26 protein-coding genes and 2 pseudogenes are annotated in these 26,310 nt (G+C 41.7%); 10 read left to right on the forward strand and 18 right to left on the reverse strand.

Annotated features, from left to right (window positions below; genetic code table 11):
* Positions 1 to 123: 123 nt before the first annotated feature.
* The 4 genes from secA to amoC form a co-directional block, all read right to left on the reverse strand.
* Positions 124 to 2,871: a preprotein translocase subunit SecA gene (gene secA / locus K6984_RS06185; RefSeq protein WP_221894821.1), complete on the reverse strand. Its 2,748-nt coding sequence runs from the start codon at positions 2,869 to 2,871 to the stop codon at positions 124 to 126.
* 230 nt (positions 2,872 to 3,101) lie between these two features.
* Complete coding sequence (gene amoB / locus K6984_RS06190; protein ID WP_221894702.1) at positions 3,102 to 4,346, reverse strand: bacterial ammonia monooxygenase, subunit AmoB; 1,245 nt, start codon at positions 4,344 to 4,346, stop codon at positions 3,102 to 3,104.
* Positions 4,347 to 4,419: 73 nt separating this feature from the next.
* The gene (amoA, locus tag K6984_RS06195; RefSeq protein WP_221894822.1) at positions 4,420 to 5,169 is read right to left on the reverse strand and encodes a bacterial ammonia monooxygenase, subunit AmoA; all 750 of its coding nucleotides are present in this window, start codon (positions 5,167 to 5,169) and stop codon (positions 4,420 to 4,422) included.
* A gap of 123 nt (positions 5,170 to 5,292) precedes the next feature.
* The gene (gene amoC, locus K6984_RS06200) at positions 5,293 to 6,045 is read right to left on the reverse strand and encodes a bacterial ammonia monooxygenase, subunit AmoC (protein ID WP_221894703.1); all 753 of its coding nucleotides are present in this window, start codon (positions 6,043 to 6,045) and stop codon (positions 5,293 to 5,295) included.
* 464 nt (positions 6,046 to 6,509) lie between these two features.
* Between amoC and K6984_RS06205 the strand changes: the two genes are divergently transcribed.
* Positions 6,510 to 6,935, forward strand: coding sequence for a hypothetical protein (locus K6984_RS06205; protein ID WP_221894704.1), 426 nt, complete (start codon positions 6,510 to 6,512; stop codon positions 6,933 to 6,935).
* A 94-nt stretch (positions 6,936 to 7,029) separates the two neighbouring features.
* On the opposite strand, the gene K6984_RS06210 is transcribed toward K6984_RS06205, so the two are convergent.
* Positions 7,030 to 7,518 carry a Rossmann-fold NAD(P)-binding domain-containing protein gene (locus tag K6984_RS06210; RefSeq protein ID WP_221894705.1) on the reverse strand — a complete coding sequence of 163 codons (489 nt, stop codon included), beginning with the start codon at positions 7,516 to 7,518 and terminating at the stop codon, positions 7,030 to 7,032.
* Between the two features lie 215 nt (positions 7,519 to 7,733).
* On the opposite strand from K6984_RS06210, the pseudogene K6984_RS36025 reads away from it, so the two are divergent.
* From K6984_RS36025 to K6984_RS06235, 6 genes and pseudogenes are all read left to right on the forward strand, one after another.
* Positions 7,734 to 9,061 (forward strand): annotated as a pseudogene (locus tag K6984_RS36025) (IS701 family transposase).
* Positions 9,062 to 9,206: 145 nt separating this feature from the next.
* Complete coding sequence (locus tag K6984_RS06220; protein WP_221894706.1) at positions 9,207 to 9,980, forward strand: transposase; 774 nt, start codon at positions 9,207 to 9,209, stop codon at positions 9,978 to 9,980.
* Positions 9,929 to 10,057, forward strand: a complete 129-nt coding sequence (locus K6984_RS32715) for a hypothetical protein (protein WP_263458596.1) — start codon at positions 9,929 to 9,931, stop codon at positions 10,055 to 10,057. Before K6984_RS06220 ends, K6984_RS32715 begins: the two co-directional genes overlap by 52 nt.
* Before the next feature lie 27 nt (positions 10,058 to 10,084).
* Positions 10,085 to 10,234, forward strand: coding sequence for a hypothetical protein (locus K6984_RS06225; protein ID WP_221894707.1), 150 nt, complete (start codon positions 10,085 to 10,087; stop codon positions 10,232 to 10,234).
* Entirely contained in the window at positions 10,227 to 10,511 is a 285-nt protein-coding gene (locus tag K6984_RS06230; RefSeq protein WP_221894708.1) for a hypothetical protein, read from the forward strand. Before K6984_RS06225 ends, K6984_RS06230 begins: the two co-directional genes overlap by 8 nt.
* Positions 10,512 to 10,682: 171 nt before the next feature.
* Positions 10,683 to 11,105 carry a transposase gene (locus K6984_RS06235; RefSeq protein ID WP_230987962.1) on the forward strand — a complete coding sequence of 141 codons (423 nt, stop codon included), beginning with the start codon at positions 10,683 to 10,685 and terminating at the stop codon, positions 11,103 to 11,105.
* On the opposite strand, the pseudogene K6984_RS06240 reads toward K6984_RS06235, so the two are convergent.
* The 8 genes and pseudogenes from K6984_RS06240 to K6984_RS06270 all read right to left on the reverse strand — a co-directional run.
* Positions 11,071 to 11,272, reverse strand: a pseudogene (locus K6984_RS06240) (alanine dehydrogenase); the annotation flags it as partial. The gene K6984_RS06235 and the pseudogene K6984_RS06240 overlap by 35 nt on opposite strands.
* 86 nt (positions 11,273 to 11,358) lie before the next feature.
* Positions 11,359 to 11,841, reverse strand: a complete 483-nt coding sequence (locus K6984_RS06245) for a DUF411 domain-containing protein (RefSeq protein ID WP_230987936.1) — start codon at positions 11,839 to 11,841, stop codon at positions 11,359 to 11,361.
* A 4-nt stretch (positions 11,842 to 11,845) separates the two neighbouring features.
* Positions 11,846 to 12,913 carry a uroporphyrinogen decarboxylase gene (gene hemE, locus K6984_RS06250; protein ID WP_221894824.1) on the reverse strand — a complete coding sequence of 356 codons (1,068 nt, stop codon included), beginning with the start codon at positions 12,911 to 12,913 and terminating at the stop codon, positions 11,846 to 11,848.
* Between the two features lie 377 nt (positions 12,914 to 13,290).
* Complete coding sequence (aroB, locus tag K6984_RS06255) at positions 13,291 to 14,361, reverse strand: 3-dehydroquinate synthase (protein ID WP_230987937.1); 1,071 nt, start codon at positions 14,359 to 14,361, stop codon at positions 13,291 to 13,293.
* An 11-nt stretch (positions 14,362 to 14,372) separates the two neighbouring features.
* Complete coding sequence (locus K6984_RS06260; protein ID WP_221894711.1) at positions 14,373 to 14,894, reverse strand: shikimate kinase; 522 nt, start codon at positions 14,892 to 14,894, stop codon at positions 14,373 to 14,375.
* 130 nt (positions 14,895 to 15,024) lie between these two features.
* Positions 15,025 to 16,008 (reverse strand): AMIN domain-containing protein, encoded by a 984-nt coding sequence (locus K6984_RS06265; protein ID WP_230987938.1) that lies wholly within the window; start codon positions 16,006 to 16,008, stop codon positions 15,025 to 15,027.
* 2 nt (positions 16,009 to 16,010) lie between these two features.
* Positions 16,011 to 16,292 (reverse strand): AMIN domain-containing protein, encoded by a 282-nt coding sequence (locus tag K6984_RS30690; protein WP_230987939.1) that lies wholly within the window; start codon positions 16,290 to 16,292, stop codon positions 16,011 to 16,013.
* Positions 16,293 to 16,656: 364 nt separating this feature from the next.
* On the reverse strand, positions 16,657 to 17,070 hold the full coding sequence (locus tag K6984_RS06270) for a pilus assembly protein PilP (RefSeq protein ID WP_221894712.1): 414 nt from the start codon (positions 17,068 to 17,070) through the stop codon (positions 16,657 to 16,659).
* Between the two features lie 247 nt (positions 17,071 to 17,317).
* Between K6984_RS06270 and K6984_RS06275 the strand changes: the two genes are divergently transcribed.
* Positions 17,318 to 17,527: a hypothetical protein gene (locus K6984_RS06275; protein WP_221894713.1), complete on the forward strand. Its 210-nt coding sequence runs from the start codon at positions 17,318 to 17,320 to the stop codon at positions 17,525 to 17,527.
* A 76-nt stretch (positions 17,528 to 17,603) separates the two neighbouring features.
* A complete protein-coding gene (locus K6984_RS06280; protein WP_221894714.1) occupies positions 17,604 to 18,941 on the forward strand; it encodes an IS701 family transposase in 1,338 nt (445 codons plus the stop codon).
* Positions 18,942 to 18,958: 17 nt separating this feature from the next.
* On the opposite strand, the gene K6984_RS06285 is transcribed toward K6984_RS06280, so the two are convergent.
* The 4 genes from K6984_RS06285 to pilM all read right to left on the reverse strand — a co-directional run bounded on the left by K6984_RS06285 (position 18,959) and on the right by pilM (position 22,091).
* Positions 18,959 to 19,219, reverse strand: a complete 261-nt coding sequence (locus K6984_RS06285; protein ID WP_221894825.1) for a type IV pilus inner membrane component PilO — start codon at positions 19,217 to 19,219, stop codon at positions 18,959 to 18,961.
* A gap of 107 nt (positions 19,220 to 19,326) precedes the next feature.
* On the reverse strand, positions 19,327 to 20,616 hold the full coding sequence (locus K6984_RS06290; RefSeq protein ID WP_221894715.1) for an IS630 family transposase: 1,290 nt from the start codon (positions 20,614 to 20,616) through the stop codon (positions 19,327 to 19,329).
* Positions 20,617 to 20,708: 92 nt separating this feature from the next.
* Positions 20,709 to 21,218 carry a hypothetical protein gene (locus K6984_RS06295; RefSeq protein WP_221894716.1) on the reverse strand — a complete coding sequence of 170 codons (510 nt, stop codon included), beginning with the start codon at positions 21,216 to 21,218 and terminating at the stop codon, positions 20,709 to 20,711.
* A gap of 318 nt (positions 21,219 to 21,536) precedes the next feature.
* Complete coding sequence (pilM, locus tag K6984_RS06300) at positions 21,537 to 22,091, reverse strand: type IV pilus assembly protein PilM (protein ID WP_221894717.1); 555 nt, start codon at positions 22,089 to 22,091, stop codon at positions 21,537 to 21,539.
* 590 nt (positions 22,092 to 22,681) lie between these two features.
* Here pilM and K6984_RS06305 point away from each other — a divergent pair.
* Positions 22,682 to 25,012 (forward strand): penicillin-binding protein 1A, encoded by a 2,331-nt coding sequence (locus K6984_RS06305; RefSeq protein ID WP_221894718.1) that lies wholly within the window; start codon positions 22,682 to 22,684, stop codon positions 25,010 to 25,012.
* Here K6984_RS06305 and K6984_RS06310 read toward each other — a convergent pair.
* Positions 25,009 to 26,298, reverse strand: a complete 1,290-nt coding sequence (locus K6984_RS06310; protein ID WP_221894719.1) for a citrate synthase — start codon at positions 26,296 to 26,298, stop codon at positions 25,009 to 25,011. The two genes, K6984_RS06305 and K6984_RS06310, sit on opposite strands and share 4 nt — an antisense overlap.
* Positions 26,299 to 26,310 lie beyond the last annotated feature (12 nt).

Consider the following 26,310-nt stretch of genomic DNA (forward strand, 5'->3'; position numbering starts at 1 on the left):
GTATTGCTCAATTTGATATATTCATCAATACGACAAACGCAAGAATCTAATTTTTTCTTCTCTTACGCGTCGCTCATTTGCAACTGAGTTACCATTATCCACTCTACTTATTCGCTTGCGGAGTTATAGTTTTCCATGACATTGCTTATATTTCTTCCTTGAACCACAAGGGCATGGCTCATTACGACCCACTTTTCTATCTTCGCGCACAAACGGAGTTTCTGATTCAGCTGATTTAGTTTCATTCTGGCCTATAAGCGGGCTAGGTTCTTCAGCGATTCCGCTTTCTGCTTCGGCATGTTCAAAGTGCATTTCCTGTGGTGCTTGACGTTGATCATCTAGCGCATCCACTTCTTCCTGCCGAGTCACTTTTACTTTTGCAAGAATACTGACAACTTCATATTTTATTTGGTCCAGTAGTCCGGCAAACATTTCAAATGCTTCGCGCTTATATTCCTGTTTTGGGTCTTTTTGCGCATAGCCTCTAAAATGAATCCCCTGACGTAGACTATCCATTGCAGCTAAATGCTCTTTCCAGCTATTATCCAGCACTTGAAGCATGACTGATTTTTCAAAATGACGCATGACTTCTGCGCTTGTTTGCTCTTCTTTAGCAGCATATTCTTTAGCGATAATAGCTATAATCTCTGAACGCAAAGATTCTTCATGTAAGTTAGTATCTTCCTTGAGCATTTTTGCGACTGGAATATCAGCTTCAAATTCATCATGTAGGTGAGCTTCCAGGCCAGCTATATCCCACTGTTCTTCCATAGTCTTAGGTGGGATGTATTTAGTAATCACGTCATTAACGACATCTTCTCGAATTGCTTCGATAATATCGCTAATATCTTCTGATGCCATAAGTTCATCACGTTGCTTATACACAACTTTACGCTGATCGTTCGCTACGTCATCATAAGCAAGAACTTCCTTACGCTGATCAAAGTTTCTGCCTTCTACTTTTTTCTGTGCATTTTCAATTGACCGGGTTACCCATGGATGCTCTATTGCTTCACCCTCTTCCATTCCAAGTTTTTTCATTAAACCTGCAACTCGATCTGAAGCAAAAATGCGCATTAAATCATCTTCTAATGATAAATAAAAGCGCGTAGACCCAGCATCACCCTGACGCCCAGACCGACCACGTAATTGATTATCTATACGACGTGATTCGTGTCGCTCAGATCCAATAACATGCAGCCCGCCACTCTTTTTTACTTGTTCATGCCGCTCTTGCCAACCCGCCTTAACTTTATTTATGGCTGCTTCTGTAGCATTCTCACCTAACGCCAGAATTTGCGCATCTAAATTACCGCCCAGAACAATATCCGTACCACGACCGGCCATATTAGTCGCAATGGTTATTGCGCCTGACATACCAGCCTGTTCAATGATATGAGCCTCACGCTCGTGTTGTTTGGCATTTAATACTTCATGCTTTATTTTAGCTTTATCCAGTATGCTTGAGATTAATTCCGAATTTTCTACCGATGTAGTACCGACTAAAACAGGCTGACCTCTTTTCGCACAGTCTTTAATATCTTCAGTAATTGCGAGGTATTTCTCTTTAGCCGTTAAGAAGATCATGTCTCCTTTATCTTTTCTTATCATCGGTCTATGTGTGGGTATAACCACGACTTCAAGACCGTAAATTTTATTCAATTCAAATGATTCAGTATCTGCCGTACCAGTCATTCCAGATAACTTCTCATATAGGCGAAAGTAATTCTGAAATGTTATTGACGCTAAGGTTTGATTTTCTTCCTGAATTTTAGTGCCTTCTTTCGCTTCCATTGCTTGATGCAAACCTTCAGACCAGCGGCGACCCGGCATAATACGCCCAGTAAATTCATCGACAATTATCACTTCATTGTTTTGCACGATATAGTCTACATCGCGATGAAACAATGCATGCGCTCTTAACGAGGCATTCAAATAATGCATAAGTCTGATGTTCGCAGGCTCATATAAGCTTGCGCCTTCTTCCAGCAGACCATGTTCTACTAACAGCTGCTCTATATGAATATGCCCGGCTTCCGTCAGGTGTAGTTGTTTGGATTTTTCATCAATAGTGTAGTCACCTGGGCCTTGCTCTTCACCTTCTTTTTCACCTTCCTGGCGCTCTACCTTTTTTAAGAAAGGCACGATTGCATTGGTTTTAATATAGTTTTCAGTACTATCTTCAACAGGACCTGAAATAATTAGCGGGGTTCTTGCTTCATCGATTAAAATCGAGTCAACCTCATCTACAATGCCAAAGAACAATCCCCTTTGTACTTTTTGATCCAGACTAAATGCCATATTATCGCGCAAATAATCAAAGCCAAATTCATTATTGGTACCGTACGTTATATCAGCTGCATAGGCTTGTTTGCGCTCGGCATGATCTAAGCCACTGATAATAACCCCCGTTGTTAGGCCGAGGAATCCATATAACTGCCCCATCCATTCTGCATCTCTGGCAGCAAGGTAATCATTCACCGTAACAATATGCACACCTTTTTCAGGTAATGCATTTAAATAGGCTGCCAGGGTAGCCATCAGTGTCTTACCTTCCCCGGTTTTCATCTCAGCAATTTTGCCGTCATTCAGCACCATAGCACCTACTAGCTGAACATCAAAATGGCGCATATCAAATACGCGAGAAGATGACTCTCTAACTGTTGCAAATGCCTCGGGAATTAAATTTTCTAACTTTTCACCTTCGGCCAAACGGGATCTAAACTCCTCTGTCTTTGCTTTTAGTTCTGCATCAGTTAACTGTGCATATTCTTCAGCTAATTTATTAATTGCTGTGACTAATTTTCTTTTCTTTTTAATTATGCGATCGTTACGACTACCGACAACAAATTTAACCAGCTTACCTAGCATCCTTTTTACCCAAGTGTGAATTCTTAATGAGACTTTTAACTGAGGGATTATAACCTGTTTAGGCAATATCCAACACAAACAATACTGTATTAATTCATTTTTTTCAAAATATCAGTATCCTGTGTATCATCTTTTGCCACTGCTACAGACAAAAAAAAGCCCCTGTTACTTGCGTAACAGGGGCCTGTGCTTCTAATTCCTGCCTAGTATTTAACTAAGCATTCTATTCATTAGATGAATGTTGGAATTAATGGAGCATCTACCATGATCATTTGACGGTTACCATCTTCGTCGAAGAAGAATAGTAAGCCAGCAAAACGACTGTCAGGATCGTAGATCAAGTCAGCTAAACGGTAAACTTCCCATGCAGCATCAGAAGCTGTTACTTCAACAGTTCTAGTCTCACCTGGAGCTAGAGGGCTGTTATCAGAAACAGTTAAACCTTCTTCAGCTAGTAGATCATCAGGATAACCTGATTCATCTTCTAGTACATCAGGCTCTAGGAAACGCACAGATGCAGTCATGAACTCACCTAAACGAACAGCAGAATCGCCATTGTTCGTAATAGTTAGAGTCATCTGCATAGCACGACCTGGAACACGGTAGCTAGCATCTTCTACTTTTACAGAAATAGAAGTTTCAGGCATATCGATTGGCTGAATACCACGCATTAAACCAGCTTGTAGTGGAGTCGTAATTGGGTACTTTTCATTAGTAGAACCCATAGACGCCATAACAATAGCCATAGTACCCACTGCAAATGCAATACCAACTTTCTTATCACCAGCACTGATTAGAGAATCAGCTTTACCAGAAGTAATAGCGATATGACGTGGAATGAACATTGGGCGTTTAATCCAGAATAACAACCAAGCTAAACCAAGACCCATCCATAACGCATGCCAGAAGTATACGTTATCTAACGCATAATCTTCTAGGTCAATAACATCACCAGTTAATGTAGTTAAAGGATTAACGAAGTCACCCATAGAACCAGTAATAGTTACCCATTTACCTGGACCAATGATTGGACCCCCGCCTTCAACGTTCATCATAGTGTGAACATGCCAGTCACCTGGACGACGTGCTTTTAGAAGTACTTTAAACTCATAAGTATCACCAAGTTCTAGTGATACTGAACGAGGCACTAACTGACCACCGATCCAAGAACCTGCACGAATAAATACAGGACCCGGAATACCAATGTTCAGGAATGCTACTTCTGGCTTATCAACAGTTTCTGGCCAACCCGAGAAAACGTGGAATTTACCTTCAATAACTACTGTTTCGTTAACTTGTACTTCATCTTTTGACCAGTTCAGGTCAAACCAGTGAATAGTACGCATACGCATGAACGCTGCTTGAGACTTTTCACCATGTGCAGATGCTGTAGGCGTGTAGAACATCGCAGATGTTACAGCCAAAAGCAATGCGACAAATGATAGTTTAGCTATCTTGTCTTTTATTGTTTTCATATATCTCCTCCAAACTAGAGAAATTGTGTTCGTTTATCAATAAATATAATATTTATTGCATTTTTAGTTATTATTAAATATCCGCAGGATCAACGAAGTCAGTTTTGTTAAACCAACGTCCGAAATAATGCCACAAGAAATAAATGATAATACTAACGAAACCTGAGAAGAATGCAGATACTGGAGCAACGTCTTTACCAAACGTTCTTAGTGTTCCTTTCTCTACCATTCTGATGTATTCAGGAGTACCAGTACGTACGTAGTGATAACCTTGTAAATCAGCTAAAGTAAACATCATACCGTTATATTCAACAGGTACGTGTAAAGGAGCAATAATTGGCCAGTTACCTGGATAGAACAATAGTCCGTATGCTAAACCACCCACAACAGCAGTCAAGATAAAGCTGCCTGAAAGCATTAACACAACATCAAGAACGATTGCGCCTGGTATTAGGTTAGATGGGAATACGAAATTTACTGGGAAATAAGTCCAACCCCAGAAGTTCAAATAACGGTTAATCCACTCACCAATCATAAGAGCCATTACAGCTACTACCGCACCAAAAGGTAGGCGGTAACGATACCAAAGCATAGATTGAACAGCAGCAGGGAAAGTAATTGATACGATTGGCGCTACAGTTACCCATAAACGTCTATCTTTCCAATCTGTCCAAAAATCCCAGTCACCACCAGTTAACATGTAGTGAATATGATATCCACCCAGTACAGCAGTGAATAGTGTAAAGAGAATCATCCAGTCCAACGCACGTGAAACTTGTACCGCTTCAGCGCGTGAACGTACAGCTGATTGAGATGCACTCATTAGCTTACCTCCAAAAAAATTATTTTTATTATCATTATCTCTCTTCCATCTCGCCATCTATTGATGGCGAGACAAGGAGATAACAAGTTTCTTACTACTCTATCTATAAAAGCTTGCTTTATATTAAGCTAAGTCTTTCTTAAGTAGTTTAGTTAAAGCTTCTACTTCGATGTTTACAACACCCATAATCGCTAGAGCAGCCCATCCGAAGAATACGAAGCCATAGTGAAGAGGTGCAACAAACAATTCTTCCATAAACCAGAAAGTGTGTCCCCACTCATTCAATCCAACATTAGGAAGAATCATGAAAGGACCAATTACTGATACCATATACATAATTGAAAGACCTTCCTGGTAAGCAGGTAGTCTAGTTTTTGCATATAAGAAAGCAGAAACACCAGTAATGATGTAAATTGGGTATGACAAGTAGAATTCAATGATATGACTAGGTGTAAAGTCAGTATCACGAACAATAGTTTGATGCCATGTGCCATCTTGCTCTGTGAAGTATGAAGCTCCCCAGTAGATAGCCCAACCGTACATTACTAACCAAGTCCAGTGAGTAAAATGTCTTCTCAACTCTTCACGAGGAGTGATAGACATAACCTTACGATCACGTGACTTCCATAAGTAACCCCAGATTGTAGAAGCAAGTATCACCTCAACAACTAGCTCGATGTATAGCATATTCATCCAATATGTTTCGAACTCAGGTGCGAATGAATCCAAACCAGCAGACCATCCGTATACACCTTCGTACCAACGAATAAATGAATAGAAAACAAAATACAACGCTAAACCTGCCCACAGGTTAGTTTTGTTTAGTAGTGGTGCTTCTGAAGCATCAGCTTTCACTGAATCAGTTGTAGCAGCCATTATTACCTCCTAAAAGTAAATATTGAAATCTCTCGGCAAATACCGAAAGCATTAGCACTTCCTGTAACATCATCATTATTAATGATGACTCCATTCCATTTGAGTGTTGTTAATTTTATCAACTTTACTCTTCATGTCAAGCAAATCTAAGGCCGGCTTCATTTCCAGCCTATAGTCTGACTTTAAACTTATGATTTTTCTGAAATTATATAAAACTTTTTTTATAACTATTACTTTTCCCACACCCTTTAGCCCTTATATTTTCTGCCAACTCCTTTCTATAGCTGGCGAACCGCTACAGCCCATAATGCTTTTACCATTCGTATTTTATTTTCAATCTGACTGCACACCCATTGTCCCTGCGACTTAATTATAATGATTGTAAAATGTTTTATAGCCGCCATATATCACTATCATTTTTCTGTTAGAATGGAGAAATATTTAATTTACAGCTTTATTCAGATATGAACAAAAAAACCTTTATATTCGTAGCCTGCATTGTAGGTATCCTCGTTTTTCAATACAAAGCAGCCATTCCTTTTGCCGAGAAAGTTGCATCTTCCAGTCTATTTATGGTTGATTCAGGCGACGAAGGAAGTAGATTACCCATGCCTACCGAAATGACCGGCTATGCTTTTATTCAATGTAATAAAGAAATAAGGAACGAGATCGACAGCGATATTAATATTATTTTCCCCTCAGAGCCATTGCAATCATGGTCTCTGGGTAATTATCGATATATAATTAATGCAGAAATCGAGCTGAGCTCTGATACAGAAGCGGGTTTTTTCAAAAAATATGCCTGCCAGGTTGGCTATGATGATGGCGCGGATATGGAAGGCGTTATGGATTCAGACAACTGGACTCTTTACGGCATTTCAGGCCTGTAGTTTTTTGGTGCGGGCAAAGTTTTACTTTACTCGCACAGCTCTTTTAGTGGAATAAAATATTCAAGCATATCCAGACTTATCGCGACCTGGCGATTTACTTTACTATCCTTGATTGATAAATATTTATTGCTTTAGAAATACTTTCCAGGGTGCAAATACCTGTCAGCTCTTTATCTGCTATCAGTTTAATATACTCCAGTGTCTCTGCACACAATGCGATAGTAGAGGTACGTGGATAGGCACCCGGCATATTGGTTACGCAGTAATGCGTGACACCACGCCTTACAAATATAGGCTCGTCATGTGTTGTTGCCCTTGATGTTTCAATACACCCTCCCTGGTCAATACTGACATCAACCACAACAGATCCTTTACGCATGGTTCTAATCATTGCTTCGCTAACCACATGTGGAGCCCTGGCTCCTTTATTTAAAACGGCTCCTATAACCAGGTCAGCCTTTAGACATTTTTCAGCAATAGCCGCTACTGTTGAATAAAAGTACTCTACTCCCTGTAGCTCCCCTGACTCTTGTATACCAATCCTAGCCTTATCTAATCCTGCCTGGAATACATTTGCCCCCATACTATTTATAGCTGAAGCCTCCTAGTTTTTAAAGCATAAGAATATCAGCTAATGCTTATTTTTCTGGAATATTAGATATTACTAATATTAATAGCATTCCGTTGACTAAAAGTCTTGAATTCTTTTTAAAAACAACAGGTTAATCGTGAATGCGGCCTAGTTTTACTGTATAATGAAAGTTTCTAACACATTGATTATACAAACAAACCGGCCTCATTTTACGCGATACTTTACTTCCGCTTCAAGATCATTTTTCCAAAACCACTTTAGGCCGCGAACGAGCCTCTCTGTTTGTTCACACGATCCTGTCTATTATCGTTCCCTTTACGTCGTCGATGACATCTAATCTTTGGCGTTGCCTTGATACGTTGTTTGGGTTTGAGATCAAGAATAAGCGCTTTTACACTTTCATGGCTTCTTCAACTTTGCCGAGGGCTGGGCTGTGGAAAACTATCTGGGAGCTGATTCCGTCTCCTGAAACAGATGGGTGCATATTGGTTGCACTGGATGACTCCATTATCACTAAAGTAGGCAAAAATATCTTCGGCTGTGAAGCCATTTTTGACCACGCGGCCGAATCAAAGCAAATATCCATGGGCACAAAACATTGTATCGGTAGGGTTGATGAAATAGGTCAAAGGTCGCTGGGCGTGCTTATTTTTAGATTTCCGATTTTATCTACCCTTAAAAACAATTCAGGCAAAAAAAGAAACCGCCACGATAAGAGGGGAAGTCGTTCCTTTCCAGACCAAGATGACTCAGGCGGCTCAAATGCTGATTGCAATTGCAGAACATTTTTCCACCGCTCCGATATTGACAGTCACTGATAGCTGGTTTGGCAACAATGGCCTATGGAAGCCTGTTTACAAAGCTATCGGAAGCCGGTTTAATATTCTCTCTAGGTTAAGGTGCAATAATGTACTGTACGATCGTCCAGAAAAAAGAAAACCCAAGCAGAGGGGGCGGAATAAAAAGTACGGGCAGCGTCTGGGGGCAGCCACAGACATGGCAAAAACAGTACAACAAAAGGCCCGATCGTATACCGTGAATCTCTATGGAAAACAGCGTGAAGTCAGGGCTTATAGTCGCGTTGTCATTGCTGAAAACATTGAAACGACCCGTTCAGGTTGTCTGGGGGTTTCGTCGCACACAGTGGATTGCTTTGTTTACGACCGATCTAAGTTTATCCGTCACACAGATTATTGAGTATTATGGTGCGCGATGGAAAATCGAATCCGAGTTCAAAGAGCTCAAGCAAGACATAGGGAGTCAGAAAAGTCAGTGTCGAAATGCGCAGGCAGTGACCAACCATTTGAACTTCTGTATGATGGCAACAACGCTGACGTGGATTTACGCGGATCGTTTAAAAACCGATCCGGAACGTCGGCACAAAGTGAAGGGGCGAGCCAGTTTCGCATTTTCAGATATCCGCCGCATCATTGCCGAAGCGGCTTTGGATCCGGATTTTGAAAGGGTTTGCCCCAAATACAGCAGCTCCCCTGTAAATTCGGTGGTAGCCGTTTTATTGCGAATGGTTGCTTGATGAATTTCTAAGAAACTTCAGTTTATAGTTCGAGCTGCATGAAATCCGACAACTCCATCTCCTACCACTCGATGTTCAAGTTTTTGATATTGAGAAGGTAAAATCAGGTATTCTGAGGTTGTTGTAATTTTATCGGTGTAAGCCCATGTTAATGAATGCCCCAGCCACCTTTATCCAAAGCTATATTGACGATTTAAATGATGCGCTCAATCAGCTAAAACCCGGAGCCGCTTTGACACGGATTCAAGCCGCTTGGTTGGGCACTTGTTTAACGGGCATACTGCTAATGAACTCTGTTTGCTGGGCTAAGTTTGAGCGAGCAAGCCTTGGAGACTGCAAAGTAGCCGCATTATCCTGGGTGTTTCGTAAAGCAAGTATACCCTGGGACTGGTTGCTACGGGTGAGTGTGGTCTTAATTTTAAAACGTTATGGCATTACTGAAGGTGTGTTGGCCTTTGATGAATCAGACCGAGCACGATCTAAGTCTACAAAACGTATTTATAAAGTTTACAAGCAGAAACACAAAGGCTCCGGCGGGTATGTTAATGGACAAACGATAGTATTATTGCTGCTAGTTACCTCATCCATTACAGTGCCTGTCGGTTTTTTCTTTTATATGCCGGATCCAGCCTTAAAGCAGTGGGATAAAGAAGATAAACGGTTGAAAAAGAGCGGTATAGCAAAAAAAGATCGGCCTATTAAGCCTGAACGTGACAGTGCCTACCCGACCAAAACAGAGATTGCATTAGGCTTATTAAAAGAGTTTAAAGTTGCGCATAGCCTGATTAAAATTAAAGGCGTACTGGCTGATGCGCTGTATGGTGAAAAAGCCTTTATGGACGAAGCCGCTTCGGGGAGTCGCTATTTTTGCGAAAGCTTGTTTTGGGCATCCCAGCCCAAGCAAGCAGCAAAAACTTAACGCGACCACTTATGCCTCCGGCGGCCCCGATTCGTCCTCGTCACCTCGTCCCGACCCAACAAGGGGTCGGAACATAGGCTCCAAATGACTTGACGCCGTGTCGGATGGCCTTTTATTTTGTCTCCACCTTCGCTAACGCTCAGACTCCGACAAAACAACGGCCCTACGGCTATCGCGGACTAAAAATCATCACTTCGCTTAGGCTACGTTTCCCTGATTTTCAGCGGTGGCCTGATTCTGAGTCTTTTGTTTGACCATTGCCTTCTCCTTCACCCAGAGCAAATAGCCCGCATTGAAAGCAAACTACCTGCGTATACCGTAGGAAGCTTACAGCGCAAGTCTCAAATGGATGTACTGCTTGAGTTCATCACGTCATTGCTAGAGTTTCCAGATCCTGGTGATAAGCTGAAAGAGTTAGGTGAATTAATAAAGGATGTGTTTCAACTGATGCCATCAGGAAAACATATGATTGGCAGAGATTTAGGGCGCTTAGAGCCAACACCATCATTAAAGTATTGTTCTGCTGGGTGAAGGTAAGAGTTTGATGGCAATGGGCTGGAAAAACTTGAACATCGAGTACCACTAATACATTTCCGTGGCCGAATTACCCAACACCCTTGCCTGCATGCCGCATTTCATGATTAAATTTAGCTACGGGTGAGTGTGGTCTTAATTTTAAAACGTTATGGCATTACTGAAGGTGTGTTGGCCTTTGATGAATCAGACCGAGCACGATCTAAGTCTACAAAACGTATTTATAAAGTTTACAAGCAGAAACACAAAGGCTCCGGCGGGTATGTTAATGGACAAACGATAGTATTATTGCTGCTAGTTACCTCATCCATTACAGTGCCTGTCGGTTTTTTCTTTTATATGCCGGATCCAGCCTTAAAGCAGTGGGATAAAGAAGATAAACGGTTGAAAAAGAGCGGTATAGCAAAAAAAGATCGGCCTATTAAGCCTGAACGTGACAGTGCCTACCCGACCAAAACAGAGATTGCATTAGGCTTATTAAAAGAGTTTAAAGTTGCGCATAGCCTGATTAAATTTAAAGGCGTACTGGCTGATGCGCTGTATGGTGAAAAAGCCTTTGAGCAACCCATGCTGCTTCCGCAGAAACTATAGTTGCGCCAGCTTGCTCATATTCTTGATCAACATAGCCTGAGCCCTGCCCTGCCCCCCCTCTCTATTAAAAGCCGATGGCCTGCTTTAACAAGTTCAGCACCTCCCGATGGAATAATTGCGACGCGGTACTCCTGTATTTTAATTTCCTTTGGTACACCAATAATCATTAACTTACTCTAGTTAGGCGTCTCGCTATCAATAAACTTTATATATACGATACAAAGCCTATTTACAATTCTATAATCACGCTTGTTTAGTAATTATCATAAGCCTTATAAACTTCTGTCTGCCCATCCTTGTCAAATGCAATAACCCGAAACGGCGATTTCTTGCTACCCATCTCCATACCTGGTGTACCAACGACCATACCTGGCACGGTCAAACCTTTTATTTCTGGCTTATTCTGCAACATAGTTATAATGTCACCTGCTGGCACATGTCCCTCGACAATATAGCCATTAATAATTGCAGCATGACACGAAGCTAATGAGCGATTAACCGCATACTGGTCTTTAATCTTTTGAATGTCTTCAACAACATTATCCTGTACATTAAAGCCATGTGCTTCAAGGTGTTTCAGCCATTTACTGCAACAACCACAAGTCGGACTTCTATATACCACAATATCTTTGTCACCATCCTCTAGCTTAGCTGCAGGCTTATCCCAAACACTCTCCGCCTGGCATACACCCATACCAAAAACACTGATTAAACAAATTATTAATATTTTTTTCATTATTTCACCTTTTATGATAAGGCACGCTTAATTCATGCACTGCATCGACCATTACTTTTACATGTTCTGGATTGATATCTGGCAATATACCATGCCCCAGATTAAACACATGCCCAGAACCTGCTCCAAACTTTTCCAGTATAACGGCAACCTTTGATTTAATCACATCTGGATTAGCATACAGTGTAATCGGATCCATATTGCCTTGTAGTGCAACACTTCCTCCCACTCTTGCGCGCGCCTGATTAATATCAGTTTGCCAGTCGAGGCCTAATGCATCATAGCCCGCATCTGCCATAGACTCTAACCACTGCCCCCCACCCTTTGTAAACAAGATTGAGGGAATCTGCTGACCATCTTGCGTGGTATTTAATAAGGCTCGCACTTGCTGAGCATAACGTAAAGAAAATTCCAGATATTCCTCGGTACCCAGCGCACCACCCCAGGTATCAAATAACATAACCGCCTGCGCACCGGCGGCAATTTGCGCATTAAGGTAGACAGCAACCGATTGTGCCAGCTTATCCAGCATTTGATGCATTAAGCGTGGCTGTTCAAACATTAAGCCTTTAACTTTAGAAAAAGTTTTACTACTACTTCCTTCTACCATATAGGTGGCTAGCGTCCATGGACTGCCCGAAAAACCAATTAAAGGCACACGCCCCTGCAAGTTTTTCCTAATCAAGCGCACTGCATCCACTACATATTTGAGCTCCAGCTCAGGGTCAGGAATCGGCAACCTCTCTATATCTGCTGCAGTCCGCACCGGTTTTTTAAAGCGCGGCCCTTCTCCTTCACTAAAGTACAAGCCCAAGCCCATTGCATCCGGGATTGTTAAAATGTCAGAGAACAAAATAGCCGCATCAAAATCAAATCTCGCCAGCGGCTGTAGTGTAACTTCACATGCTAACTCAGGGTTAGTACATAGGTTCATAAAACTACCTGCCTGTGCGCGTATCTCCTTATATTCTGGCAAGTAACGGCCTGCTTGGCGCATCATCCAAATCGGCGTTTTATCTACCGGCTGTTTTAATAAAGCGCGAATGAATCTATCGTTCTTTAAGTCAATCATATTTTGTTTTAGTCCTTGTACCATCACTTATTTGACGGTGATATATGTTCCCTAGCTGCCTAGCTTATTTCTATAATAAACTGAAGTTTCCCAATTATTGAGTAGCTGAAATACACAATGCTGGTGTATCGAGGTTTATTTTAGGTGGTTTTGCCATGTTTATAGCAAACCCCTACTTAATTCCCCTTAGGCAATAGCATTTGAAACGAATGAAAAGACTATTTTTTCATATAGTTGTAGCATAGTTTCAATTTTACCATAAATAATTATTGGGAAACTTCAGCTATAATAAAGTATGCAACCGAAAATACTGCAACTCCGTAATCGCTTGCTGCCACACTAATGCCCCAAAGAAAGAGCAGGGCGGTAATAATATGTCAGCGTCCGCAGCAGGTTAATGTTTCAAGTAATACAGGCTCCTCCACGCTAACAGGCAAACTCGCCTCGCCTATTTTTTTAAGTAAAATCAGCCGAATATCGCCATCTACATTTTTTTTGTCTACTGCCATTAACTTAATAAATTCCTCTGCTGATAAATCAGTAGGTGGCTCTGTTGGTAGCCCAGCCTTCTGGAAAAGAGCCACTACCCGACTCACATCTTCATCGTTTAACCAACCCATTCGTCTGGATAAATCAGCAGCCTGACAAGTTCCTATTGCAACAGCTTCACCATGCAAGTAACGCCCATAGCCCATTCCTGTCTCAATCGCATGCCCAAAGGTATGACCTAAATTTAATATTGCGCGAACCCCGGATTCTCTTTCATCGCTTGCGACAATTTCAGCTTTATTTCGACATGACTGCTCAATAATATAAGTTAGTGCATTCTGGTCTCTCGCCAGCAAACTTTCAATGTTTGACTCTATCCATGAAAAAAAACTGGCATCTCGAATTAAGCCATACTTGATAACTTCTGCCAAGCCCGCTGCTAACTGCCGGTCATCCAGTGTCTGTAACACATTAACATCGATAATTACACATTGTGGCTGATAAAAAGCACCAATCATGTTTTTACCCAGCGCATGATTAACCCCGGTTTTTCCGCCAACAGACGAATCAACCTGCGCTAATAAAGTCGTAGGGATCTGAATAAACGCAATTCCTCGCTGATAACAGGCAGCCGCAAAACCACTAATATCACCAACCACTCCACCACCTAGTGCTATTATTGTTGAATTGCGGCTAAATCGCTTCCCCAACAGCGCAGCAAAAATATGTTCCATTGTCACCAGGTTTTTGTATTGCTCACCATCTGCTAAGACAACAACCTCGAGTTGATACTGCTGCAAGTGTTTGCTTACTTGCTCTAAATACAGCGGTGCAATCGTTTCATTAGTCACGATAAGCACTTGCTTTGCCTTGATATGTCTGGTCAATAATTCTTGTTTATTCAGGTTTCCAGGGCCCATATAAATAGGGTAACTTCTATCTCCCAGTTGCACTTGCATGGTATTGTTCATTACACAAATTTTCTCGTATATACTTTAAGGATTTCTTTGACTGCAGCCTTACTCTGCATTTGCCCACTATCAATAACAAAATCCGCACACGCCTGATACAACGACTCACGCTCATTTAACAAGGCTTGTATTTTTTCTCTTGGGCTATCCACGTTGAGTAGCGGCCTTTGGGAATTCCGTGAGGTACGGTCTACAATTCTATCAACTGAGCACTGCAGATAAACAACAAAACCATTTTCTTTTAGTAGGGATCTATTCTCTTCATTTAAGATAACCCCTCCCCCTGTTGCCAGGACGATTTCATCTAATTCGGTCAACTCTTTGATCATCTTGTTTTCTCTGATGCGAAAGCCTTTCTCTCCTTCGAACTCAAAGATAGTAGCTATATCTACACCAGTGATATCTTCAATGGCCTTATCACTATCATAAAACGGCACACTTAATGACTTTGCTAAAAGCCGACCTAACGTTGTTTTCCCGGCACCCATCAAGCCGGTTAAATATATATTTTTTTTATTCATTAATATTTTTTCATAAAAAAAGGGGCATTATGCCCCTTTTCTTGCTGCAATTGAAGTTTACTAGCGCATTTTCATGGAATCTTTAGTAATTTTAGGCGTAATAAAAATTAATAGCTCTTTTTTAACATCGCTATCTATCGTTTTTTCTAAACATCCAGCCAATTAAAGGCAAGTCAGCAAACCAGGGTACCGAGTTAATCTCATGACTTGTATCTCCTTCAAACACCCCACCCAAGACAACGGTCTCTCCATCCTCAATATGCACACTTGTGGTAATTTGTCGTGTATTGATTGTCAAGCCGTCCTGCGTAGGAACCCCGGGGGTATCTTTAGTAATAAATAAGTCCGTAATCACACTACCACTCGGTGTAATTTGCGGCCTGACAGCCAAAATAATTGCTGCATCTTCAAATTGAGTTTGTGTTCCATTCTGACTGCCAGTCTGAAAAGGTATCTGCACACCTTGCTTTATTGCAGCAACACAACGATCCGAGGTTAATACTTTAGGGTTAGATATAAATTCTGCCTTTCTATCATCCTGTAGCGCTGAGATTTCCAGATTAAGCACATAGTTTGCGCCACTTGCCAAAGTCATACCTAATGCTCCATATGGATTAGAAACTGCTAGATTAGATAAGATCGGCGATACTATATCGCCTGGTGTGCCATTATTAGGGTTACTTCCTGTGGAATAGCTAAAATCATTATTCACCGGGGTGATTAGCACTTTCACCTTAGTCCCGACTCTTCTCGCCTCTATCATTGACACAGGTGTAGCAAAGTCAAGCACATCCATTTTTTTAATGTACCTAGAAGGTAATCTGGTATTCAAGAAACTTAACGCGATCTTGCCCGCCTTTTCTTGTGTATTTACGACAGTATTAGGATTAGATAAATATATTAATAAGCGCCCTTCGCCTTTCTTACCCCGGCGGAAATCAATTTTATTAGTCGTCTGCTCCGGCAGTAATGTAGCAAATTGTTTCAGCGTTTTTTTAGTTATTTTTTCATGACTATCCCTGGCCATTCGACTAGAGCTATAAAATAAAACTATAACGCGATTTCCCTGTACCTTGACCTTGTAACCCACTAGTTTTACAAGGTTAATAACCACTCTCAGCCGTCCTTCAGCTGCAACTGCAACATAACTGGTAATACCGCCTGCATTGATGATATTTTTTTCTTTTTTAAAGCACTTTTAACACCCGCGAAATCTAATACTATTTTTGCCGGATTATCCGTATGAAAGACTTTTGGCCTGGCAACATCACCGGTCATTTCAAAGGTCAACCGTAAGTTATCACCAGATAATGCATTCAGGCTTACCGAACTTAGCGCAACTTCCTGAGCCACAACCGGTGAGACCTGCCCCAACATTAATACGCATATTGCAAGCACCTACAATATGCGCGACCACTGCTTTAAAAAGCTCATACAAAACCACCTTGCTTAATACACATATTAATCTCCAGCTTATTCAGATAACGCTATTGATGTTTGATGTTCACGCCATGTACCAGGCTGATCTGGAATAATTTCCATTATTTCTATTTTATCCTGCAACTGAAGTTTCCCAATTATTGAGTAGCTGAAATACACAATGCTGGTGTATCGAGGTTTATTTTAGGTGGTTTTGCCATGTTTATAGCAAACCCCTACTTAATTCCCCTTAGGCAATAGCATTTGAAACGAATGAAAAGACTGTTTTTTCATATAGTTGTAGCATAGTTTCAATTTTACCATAAATAATTATTGGGAAACTTCAGTCCTGCAATATACGTCCATAATTTTTACCCAGGTAATTTCCTTCACGTACGCGATGAATTGTACCCTCGCTGGCTTTGATCAAGCCCCAGAAGACACCTTTCATTTTCACCGTACCCACCATTCTTAACGTATCCAGCGAATAGTTTTCCAATTCTTCTTTGTGCCGATTAAAGTCAGGCTGGATTCCATTGGATGCAACCGCCTGAATAGCCATTGCTTGAACGCTTTTCTCAATGGGTCTAAAAGGGTCCCTTAGGCCATTCGGGTCAAATAAAAAACTTCCGACCGGCGGCATGGGCTCAATAGGCTTAACCGCAATAGGCCGGGTGTTTTGTCTTTTTTCTTTTAACCTTTGCTCAAGTTCAGGGTAGCTAACAACCACCGTACTTTTCTTTTTACACCCCGGCACGACTAATCCATCATGATCAAGGCAAACTAAAGCACTATTATTTAACTGAAGTTTCCTAGTTTTTCAGGCGCGCCATGCTACCTCACGAAATTCTGGGACTCCTGTCGCCATAATTCGTTCACCTACGCAGCGGATGGGAGATGCCCTGAACGCCCTGCGTCCGCAACGACTACGCACAAAAGCCGCTTCGTCATTACTACCTCACTGGCTGGACGGCTATTCGTAATGCAATTCTTGCTCCTCTCGCGTGCTGCTAGCACACGTCGAATCAGCGAATTGCCCTGTCGCCTATCAGGGACTAAAAATCACCACTTCGCTAAGCTACGTTTCCATGATTTTCAGCGAAAGCATAAGAATATCAGCTAATGCTTATTTTTCTAAAACATTAGATATTACTAATATTAATGGCGTTCCGTTGACTAAAAGCCTTGAATTCCTTTTAAAAACAACAGGTTAATCGTGAATGAGGCCTAGTTTTACTGTATAACGAAAGTTTATAACACATTGATTATACAAATAAAACGACCTCATTCATGTTCATTTTACGCGATATTTTACTCCCGCTTCAAGATCATTTTTCCGAAACCACTTTAGGCCGCGAACGAGCCTCTCTGTTCGTTTACACGATCCTGTCCATTATCGTTCCTTTTACGTCATCAATGACCTCTAATCTTTGGCGTTGCCTTGATACGTTGTTTGGGTTTGAGATCAAGAATAAGCGCTTTTACACTTTCATGGCTTCTTCAACTTTCCCGTGGGCTGGGCTGTGGAAAACTATCTGGGAGCTGATTCCGTCTCCTGAAACAGATGGGCGCATATTGGTTGCACTGGATGACTCCATTATCACTAAAGTAGGCAAAAATATCTTCGGCTGTGAAGCCATTTTTGACCACGCGGCCAAATCGAATCAAAGCAAATATCCATGGGCACAAAATATTGTATCGGTAAGGTTGCTGAAACAGGTCAAAGGTCGCTGTGCGTGCTTATTTTTAGATTTCCGATTTTATCTGCCCTTAAAAACAATTCAGGCAAAAAAAGAAACCGCCACGATAAGAGGTGATGTCGCTCCTTTCCAGACCAAGATGGCTCAGGCGGCTCAAATGCTGATTGCAATTGCAGAACATTTTTCCACCGCTCCGATATTGACAGTCACTGATAGCTGGTTTGGCAACAATGGCCTATGGAAGCCTGCTTACAAAGCTATCGGAAGCCGGTTTAATATTCTCTCTAGGTTAAGGTGCAATAATGTACTGTACGATCGTCCAGAAAAAAGAAAACCCAAGCAGAGGGGGCGGAATAAAAAGTACGGGCAGCGCCTGGGGTCAGCCACAGACATGGCAAAAACAGTACAACAAAAGGCCCGATCGTATACCGTGAATCTCTATGGAAAACAGCGTGAAGTCAGGGCCTATAGTCGCGTTGTCATGCTGAAAACATTGAAACGATCCGTTCAGGTTGTCTGGGTGTTTCGTCGCACACAGTGGATTGCTTTGTTTACGACCGATCTAAGTTTATCCGTCACACAGATTATTGAGTATTATGGTGCGCGATGGAAAATCGAATCCGGGCTCAAAGAGCTCAAGCAAGACATAGGGAGTCAGAAAAGTCAGTGTCGAAATGCGCAGGCAGTGACCAACCATTTGAACTTCTGTATGATGGCAACAACGCTGACGTGGATTTACGCGGATCGTTTAAAAACCGATCCGGAACGTCGGCACAAAGTGAAGGGGCGAGCCAGTTTCGCATTTTCAGATATCCGCCGCATCATTGCCGAAGCGGCTTTGGATCCGGATTTTGAAAGGGTTTGCCCCAAATACAGCAGCTCCCCTGTAAATTCGGTGGTAGCCGTTTTATTGCGAATGGTTGCTTGATGAATTTCTAAGAAACTTCAGTTATTTAATACCTCATCATCATTTTCTATTTGACTTACGCCTTCACGATAAGTTGTAATCAAAGCGTTCATAGCCAGCAAGGGCTTATTATTAGTGGGAAGAATTTGAATGTTTTTAATTGTGACAATTCTTGGCAATGTTGCCAAACCACTGATAAACAATCCTAACTCACTATATTGCCCGATTACTTTTATATCGATAGGTAGTTCAATAACATCGCCTTTATCTACCTCTGAAGTTTCCCAATAATTATTTATGGTAAAATTGAAACTATGCTACAACTATATGAAAAAAATAGTCTTTTCATATAGTTGTAGCATATAGTTTCTCAGATAAATAATTTCCAAATTTGGAGCGCTTAAACTTAGGCGGTAACAACGAAATCTTCCCGCAATTTTTGCATAACACAAATCACTTTACTGGCATCATGCATATAAGTGTTAAAAGTTTGCACAACTGAATCATGAAGATCTTCAAAAGTTTTAAAATACTTCATATGAGTCGAATCGCGTTTCGTATTTTTCCATAATTTCTCAATCGGATTAAAATCCGGCGAGAACGCAGGGAGACGTTCTACTGTCAAACGATCTACATTAGCTAACTTAAATTCCTTAATAACACCGCTTCCATGATACGGGGCACCATCTTCAATTAGAATAATCTTGCCTTTATAATAAGCCAGCAATTGTGTTAAAAACTCAACATAGCTTTCACCATTAAAACGCCCAGATGTTTCAGCGTGTTGTAATATCATTGGCTTATAACTCTCGATTAAGACGTTGTCGGCAATAGAATATATCGCTTCCATAAAAAGCTTCTGTGTTGGATATTTCTCATTTTTTAAGCTTTTAAGAATAGCTAAAAATTCTTGAGGCAGCCCAGCTTCTTTTAAAAGTCTAAGTGACTTTGGTTTTATCTCATAAGCCAATGATTCTCGGTATTGAAAACTCCCTCCTTCGAGTTCGATCGTACCAAACATTTTCAACCCTTTTCGAATCCCTGATGTTTTCACTGTGGGTTGCTCTCCTATTGGAGCCCAGGTTCGTGCCAATGAACCCCACATAGCAAATGACACCTCATCACCGAATAAAACGACACTCTTTTCTTCTACCGCCTTTTCCATAATGGCAGGCAATGTTTCTTCCAGCCACGTTTTTCTTTCAAGCTCGTACTTTTCTTCTTCTTGGCGATCAGTCACAAAACGAGCTTTTTGATAACTGAAGCCCAGTTTTTTCATTAGGCTTGATAAATAGTTCAAGTTATAACGAACTTCAAATTTTAACCAAATAAGCTCGGCAATCATCGCAGTATTCCATATTCCACAATGAAATCCATTGTCTTCTGGGCCTTTCTTTATCAACTCAACCAATTTATTTTTCTGGTCTTTAGTTAACTTTGACTTCCGACCACGTCCTTGATAGTGTTGCCCTATTAACCAACCGACACCTTTATGCATGAATGTTTTCAGCCAATTTATAATGGTTTTTTCACAGACTCCCATTAGGCGTGCTATTTCTTTGATTCCCATGCATTCACTGAACCAGAGTAGAGCTTGAGTTAATCGATATAAACAAATATTACTTAGCTTGAGAGCTGTCGCCATATTTTTTTTTAGTCGGTCTACAATTGACTTTGAAAAAGTGAGGGATACCATTTTTGACTGTTTCCGTTAGTGTTGGGACGAAAATTATAAGCCAGTTTCCCCTCTGTCGTTTTTGTTTGTTCGGAAATTAATTTTCTGAAAGTCTATAGGTGAATTAATAAAGGATGTGCTTCAACTGATGCCATCAGGAAAACATATGATTGGCAGAGATTTAGGGCGCTTAGGGCCAACAGCATCATTAAAGTATTGTTCTGCTGGGTGAAGGTAAGAGTTTGATGGCAATGGGATGGAAAAACTTGAACATCGAGTTTAAGATAATCAATGCCTTGCGATAGCAGTGTTTCAGCGTGAAGATGATAGCTCTGCTGTTCAAATGCCTCAAGCATACTTGTTCGTCTATGCGACTTCAGTGATTTAAAATACGTTGAGTGGGGAAGTAGCTGGCCATAAATCTGTTCATTGGTTTGGAGGAAATGGCGACCACTATCGACTACACTGATACAGCGTAATAACCCAAGGCGAATAAAGTCGATATCCTTCAACTCTGGGCATGAACGAGCCCACAAAGGATGACGCTCTGCTAACAGGGCACGTTCCATACTTTCATTGCAGTGTTGGTGAATATGTTCAGAGAGTGGTAGGTCTTTAAGCATGGGTGATATCCGTTTATGAGGTGATTAAAACGGAAATTTTTAGAAAAATTCTTTCGGTAAATGCAAGCTTTATTTGAAATTATTTGTTGTTCTTTTACGGTGCCTACAGAGTGTCTATTTGCTGTTATAAGTGATTAAAATCAAAAAGATGGAAATATTCGAGTGGTGCTACCTTCAGGTAGGTTATAGGCTGCTTTGTTTAGGTACTTCTTCTTTCAATGGGAACACTGATGCAAAGCATAGGAATTCTCCATGGCAAATGCACCAGCATCCACAATACTCGCCGTTAATCCAGCCATTTCCAAGACCTCTACTCGCTCATCCACCGCTGAAAGTCATGGAAACGGAGCTTAGCGAAGTGGTGATTTTTAGTCCCTGATAGGCGACAGGAGTCCCGGAATTTCGTGAGGTAGCATGGCGCGCCTGATTTTCACGCCTGGAAGCTGCAAGTAACACATCAACCATTTCAGGGTTTGCTTCATTAACATGCTGTACTTCAAAGTCTAGGCGCACCTCATCTAGTGAATAGGGGATATATTGGTCAGCCTCAACCATGATCTGCTCTTCCATTTCGTCTTCCGACAATTTGCCCGACATACTGATCACTTTAGTCATCACTGAAGAGCCAGCAATCGCAACACAGGCATGACGCTCACGTGTTCCCGATTGCTTTACCGCGACTTTGATCGCCTCAGCGATCATCTCTATATTAGAGATATTATTATCAACCACTGCATCTTGAGCCAAAGGAGCAACAGCATAACTTTCAACTTTATACCTGCTGCCTGTCTTGCTTAGTTCTAATAACTTAACAGCTGCGGTACTAATATCGATCCCAAGAAGATGATCATGCTTACGATTGAACCATTTCATGTAGAAACTCTTTTATTTTTTCAAATACACCAGGGAATACCCATACACAAACAAGCATATCCCAAACTAATAAGAAGTATAGCCATGTTTTTATATTTTCATACCACCCTTAAAGGAAAACCTAATATAAAAAATTAAACAAATAACATAATAGATTGTAATATAACGTTAATTATCACAGAAAGATTTTGATTCTCTGTACATTTTTCTAGTTACCAGCGTTTATAAAGACATGCTCTTTCTGTTTTTTCAAATTCAAAAAAGAATACTTAAAAACATTCACCCAAGATAAAATACAAGCTGCTCTCGGTGCAGATTTATCACAACACATCACAATTGATACGCAGTATAATACAAGTCGCAGCCCTGAGCTAAGGCAACTCGCAACATACACCCACTTTGCTGGTCTTTTTTCCCGTCTTCTGCGTTGTAAAAATAGTTTCGTAGCTATCTATACACTATGTCCACATCTTGAAGATAAACAAAAATCCTGCACAATATGGGTAGATTATTTATTGCGCGTTACCTTATGCAAAACACATAGCGCTAGTAAATGCTTTTTTCAACAAAATACTGATATCTTTGTAGCAATGAGAATAATAAAATGGCTGTTCAGCATACTCTTCACTTTCTCGATCCTGGGCCTGATCATTGGCTTTTTTGTTTATCAGCAATTAAAGTCAGAACTGCCCGATATCAACGTCCTAAGAGATATACAATACAACCAGCCGTTAAATATCTATAGTCAAGACGGATTACTTATCGAGCAATTTGGCGAAAAAATACGCATCCCCATCAGTATTTCTGATACACCTGAACAACTGACTAATGCTTTTATAGCAGCCGAAGATGGCAATTTCTTCTCGCATATCGGTATCGACTTTAAAGGCCTCGCGCGTGCCGTCATACAGCTTGCCCTCACTGGCAAGAAAAAACAGGGGGGCAGCACTATCACCATGCAGGTGGCGCGTAATTTTCTGCTCAACAACAAAAAAACCTACACCCGAAAACTTAAGGAAATTATTCTCTCTATACAAATCGAGCAGGAATTTAGTAAAAATGAAATTCTTGAGCTATATCTAAATAAAATCTACCTGGGACAACGCGCCTATGGGATTGCGGCGGCTGCCGAGATCTATTACGATCGCCCTTTATCTGAGTTAAGCCTTGCAGAACTAAGCATGATCGCCGGACTGCCTAAAGCTCCGTCCAGTTACAACCCTATCTCGAACCCAAAGCGTGCATTAATCCGGCGTAATTATGTTTTACAGCGCATGCTGGATTTAGACTATATAAACCAGCAAGACTATGCTTCTGCCACTGCGTCCCCGATTACAGCAGGCAGCTACACCACTCAACGCGAGCTGTATGCGCCTTATATCGCAGAAATGGTACGCAATGACATTATTAAGCTATATGGTAAAAATGCCGCATACACTGCCGGCCTGCATGTCTACACTACCCTGAATTCAGATCTGCAAAATGCCGCAGTCACCGCCCTACGTGCAAATCTACATCAATACGATGAACGCCACAGCTATCGAATCAACCCGCAACAAAAGCGATCGTTAAAGTCTAGCCATAACACCGGCGCAACAGTTCCTGCACTAGTCACGCAAATTAACAACCAACAATTGACCGCCGAACTCAAAGACGGTACGGAAATCAAGTTATTATGGAAGAACTGCCCCTGGAGTACAAAATATGACCCAGATTCCCGAAAAACAGCGCATATAAACTCATACCAGGATATTATCGAACTGCGCGATACCATCCGCGTCAGGCAAATCCAAAATACCTGGCGGCTTGCTCAAATCCCGGATGCAGAAGGCGCTTTTGTGGCTTTAGATCCCAAAACCGGCGCTATTCTGGCATTATCCGGCGGCTACGCTTTTTTCAACAATAAATACAATCGTGCCACTCAGGCAAAGCGCCAACCTGGCTCAGGCTTCAAACCTATTATTTACACTAGCGCGCTTGAATCTGGCTACACTGCAGCCAGCATGATTAACGACGCGCCGATAGTTAGCACCAGTAATTCAGCCGAAGAAAGTGCCTGGCGCCCGGAAAACTATAGCCATAAGTTTTACGGGCCGACCAGTATCCGCACCGCATTACGCAAGTCACGCAACTTAATCGCCATACGCCTGACCAGAGCTCTTGGCATTACAACGATTACCGATACTGCCATACGTTTTGGTTTCCAGCAGCAGCAACTACCAGCAAAACTATCTCTGGCACTTGGTAGTGGTTATGCCTCCCCACTGCAAATGGCGCGCATGTATGCAGTCTTTGACAACGGCGGATATTTAATAAACCCATATTATATTGAGCGCATAGAATCCAGTACCGGCGAGCTATTATTTCAAGCCGAACCATTAAGCGCGTGCGCGCAGTGCGCAAACAATACAGCCCCCAGAATCATCTCACCACAGATTAATTTTCTTATGAACTCGCTTTTGCGGGACGTTGTGCAACGCGGCACTGCAGTTAAAGCAAAATCTTTACAGCGTATAGATTTGGCTGGCAAAACTGGCACAACCAACGACCAAAAAGATGCCTGGTTTAACGGCTTTACACCTGATATTGTCGGCATAGCGTGGGTAGGAAAGGATAACTCAAAAAGTCTGGGTCGCTGGGAAACAGGGGGCAAGGCAGCACTGCCAATGTGGATTGATTTTATGCGTTACGCACTTAAAGACAAAGCAGAACAACAACTAATAATGCCGGAAGGTATCAGTAAGGTGCTTATCGACCCTGAAACAGGTGTGCTTGCCCGTGAGGATTCGCCGATGGGAATCTGGGAGTACTTTACTGAAGAAACAGTTCCTACTCAATATGCGCCCTATTTAGGGTTAGAAGATGACCCCGCGCGCGAACAAAATACTAGCGATGAAGCAACTCCGGAATCACTATTCTAAACGTTGCGCAAATTTTTCCCGGTATAAACTTGTCGCGGACGGCCGATACGCTGACCAGGCTCGGCCATCATCTCCAGCCAATGAGACACCCAGCCTGCAGTACGAGCAATAGTAAACATCACGGTAAACATATCAACCGGAATATTAAGCGCTTTATAAATAATACCTGAATAAAAATCGACATTCGGATAGAGCTTTTTCTCGACAAAATACTCGTCTTCCAAAGCAAATTTTTCCAACGCTATCGCCAGATCAAATAATGGATCTTGTGCAGAAGTACTCTCCAGAACTTCATAGCAAGCTTTACGGATAATCGTTGCCCTGGGATCAAAGTTTTTATACACTCGATGACCAAAACCCATCAGCCGAAACGGGTCATTCTTGTCTTTGGCTTTCGCGATAAACTCGGGGATTCTATCAACCGAACCAATCTCTTCCAGCATGCTCAACACGGCTTCGTTAGCACCGCCATGTGCAGGACCCCAAAGTGCACCGATACCCGCTGCTATGCAGGCATAAGGATTTGCCCCTGTGCTGCTTGCCAGACGCACTGTCGAGGTGCTCGCATTCTGCTCATGATCGGCATGCAATATAAATAGCAAGTTTAAAGCATTAACTGCGATAGGGTCGATATAATTATCTTTATCTATATATTTCTGCGAAGGTAGTGAAAACATCATATTCAAAAAGTTTTCACAATAGCTCAGATCCGCGCGTGGATAGACGAACGGATAACCAATTGAATGACGATGGCAAGCGGTAGCAATAACCGGCATTTTTGCCAACATGCGCATTGCAGAAATTCTACGATGCTCAGGGTCATTCATATTTAGCTCGCTATGGTAAAAAGCAGACAGAGAGCCAACGATACCAACCATCATCGCCATTGGATGCGCGTCATAATGAAAGCCATCAATAAACCCATGCATCGCCTCATGCAACATTGCATGCTGACCAATTTCATGCTCGAATTCAGCCTGTTCTTGCTGATTGCCTAATTCACCATTCATCAACAAATAAGCCACTTCAAGAAAGGAGCACTTCTCTGCCAGCTGATCTATCGGGTAGCCCCGATAAAGCAAGATGCCTTGCTCACCATCTATATAGGTAATGGCACTCTTGCAGCTCGCCGTAGACATAAAGCCAGGATCAAACGTAAACAAGCCTAACTGCTTATTTAAATTACTCACATCAACAACTGGCGTTCCCACAGTACCTTTAAGCAAAGAAAATTCTGCTTCCTCGCCTGTAGAATTATTTCTAATCGTTGCTGTTTCTTGAGTCATAATATTTCCTGT

The sequence above is a fragment of the Bathymodiolus japonicus methanotrophic gill symbiont genome (assembly GCF_019721995.1).
In the GTDB taxonomy this organism is placed as follows: Bacteria; Pseudomonadota; Gammaproteobacteria; order Methylococcales; family Methylomonadaceae; genus Methyloprofundus.

Excerpts from the sequence above, each read along its gene's own strand:
- secA (WP_221894821.1), bottom strand. The coding sequence starts at position 2,871 with ATGCTAGGTAAGCTGGTTAAATTTGTTGTCGGTAGTCGTAACGATCGC.
- amoB (WP_221894702.1), bottom strand. The coding sequence starts at position 4,346 with ATGAAAACAATAAAAGACAAGATAGCTAAACTATCATTTGTCGCATTG.
- amoA (WP_221894822.1), bottom strand. The coding sequence starts at position 5,169 with ATGAGTGCATCTCAATCAGCTGTACGTTCACGCGCTGAAGCGGTACAA.
- amoC (WP_221894703.1), bottom strand. The coding sequence starts at position 6,045 with ATGGCTGCTACAACTGATTCAGTGAAAGCTGATGCTTCAGAAGCACCA.
- K6984_RS06205 (WP_221894704.1), top strand. The coding sequence starts at position 6,510 with ATGAACAAAAAAACCTTTATATTCGTAGCCTGCATTGTAGGTATCCTC.
- K6984_RS06210 (WP_221894705.1), bottom strand. The coding sequence starts at position 7,518 with ATGGGGGCAAATGTATTCCAGGCAGGATTAGATAAGGCTAGGATTGGT.
- K6984_RS06220 (WP_221894706.1), top strand. The coding sequence starts at position 9,207 with ATGTTAATGAATGCCCCAGCCACCTTTATCCAAAGCTATATTGACGAT.
- K6984_RS06225 (WP_221894707.1), top strand. The coding sequence starts at position 10,085 with ATGGCCTTTTATTTTGTCTCCACCTTCGCTAACGCTCAGACTCCGACA.
- K6984_RS06245 (WP_230987936.1), bottom strand. The coding sequence starts at position 11,841 with ATGAAAAAAATATTAATAATTTGTTTAATCAGTGTTTTTGGTATGGGT.
- hemE (WP_221894824.1), bottom strand. The coding sequence starts at position 12,913 with ATGATTGACTTAAAGAACGATAGATTCATTCGCGCTTTATTAAAACAG.
- aroB (WP_230987937.1), bottom strand. The coding sequence starts at position 14,361 with ATGCAAGTGCAACTGGGAGATAGAAGTTACCCTATTTATATGGGCCCT.
- K6984_RS06260 (WP_221894711.1), bottom strand. The coding sequence starts at position 14,894 with ATGAATAAAAAAAATATATATTTAACCGGCTTGATGGGTGCCGGGAAA.
- K6984_RS06280 (WP_221894714.1), top strand. The coding sequence starts at position 17,604 with ATGTTCATTTTACGCGATATTTTACTCCCGCTTCAAGATCATTTTTCC.
- K6984_RS06290 (WP_221894715.1), bottom strand. The coding sequence starts at position 20,616 with ATGGTATCCCTCACTTTTTCAAAGTCAATTGTAGACCGACTAAAAAAA.
- K6984_RS06295 (WP_221894716.1), bottom strand. The coding sequence starts at position 21,218 with ATGCTTAAAGACCTACCACTCTCTGAACATATTCACCAACACTGCAAT.
- pilM (WP_221894717.1), bottom strand. The coding sequence starts at position 22,091 with ATGAAATGGTTCAATCGTAAGCATGATCATCTTCTTGGGATCGATATT.
- K6984_RS06305 (WP_221894718.1), top strand. The coding sequence starts at position 22,682 with ATGAGAATAATAAAATGGCTGTTCAGCATACTCTTCACTTTCTCGATC.
- K6984_RS06310 (WP_221894719.1), bottom strand. The coding sequence starts at position 26,298 with ATGACTCAAGAAACAGCAACGATTAGAAATAATTCTACAGGCGAGGAA.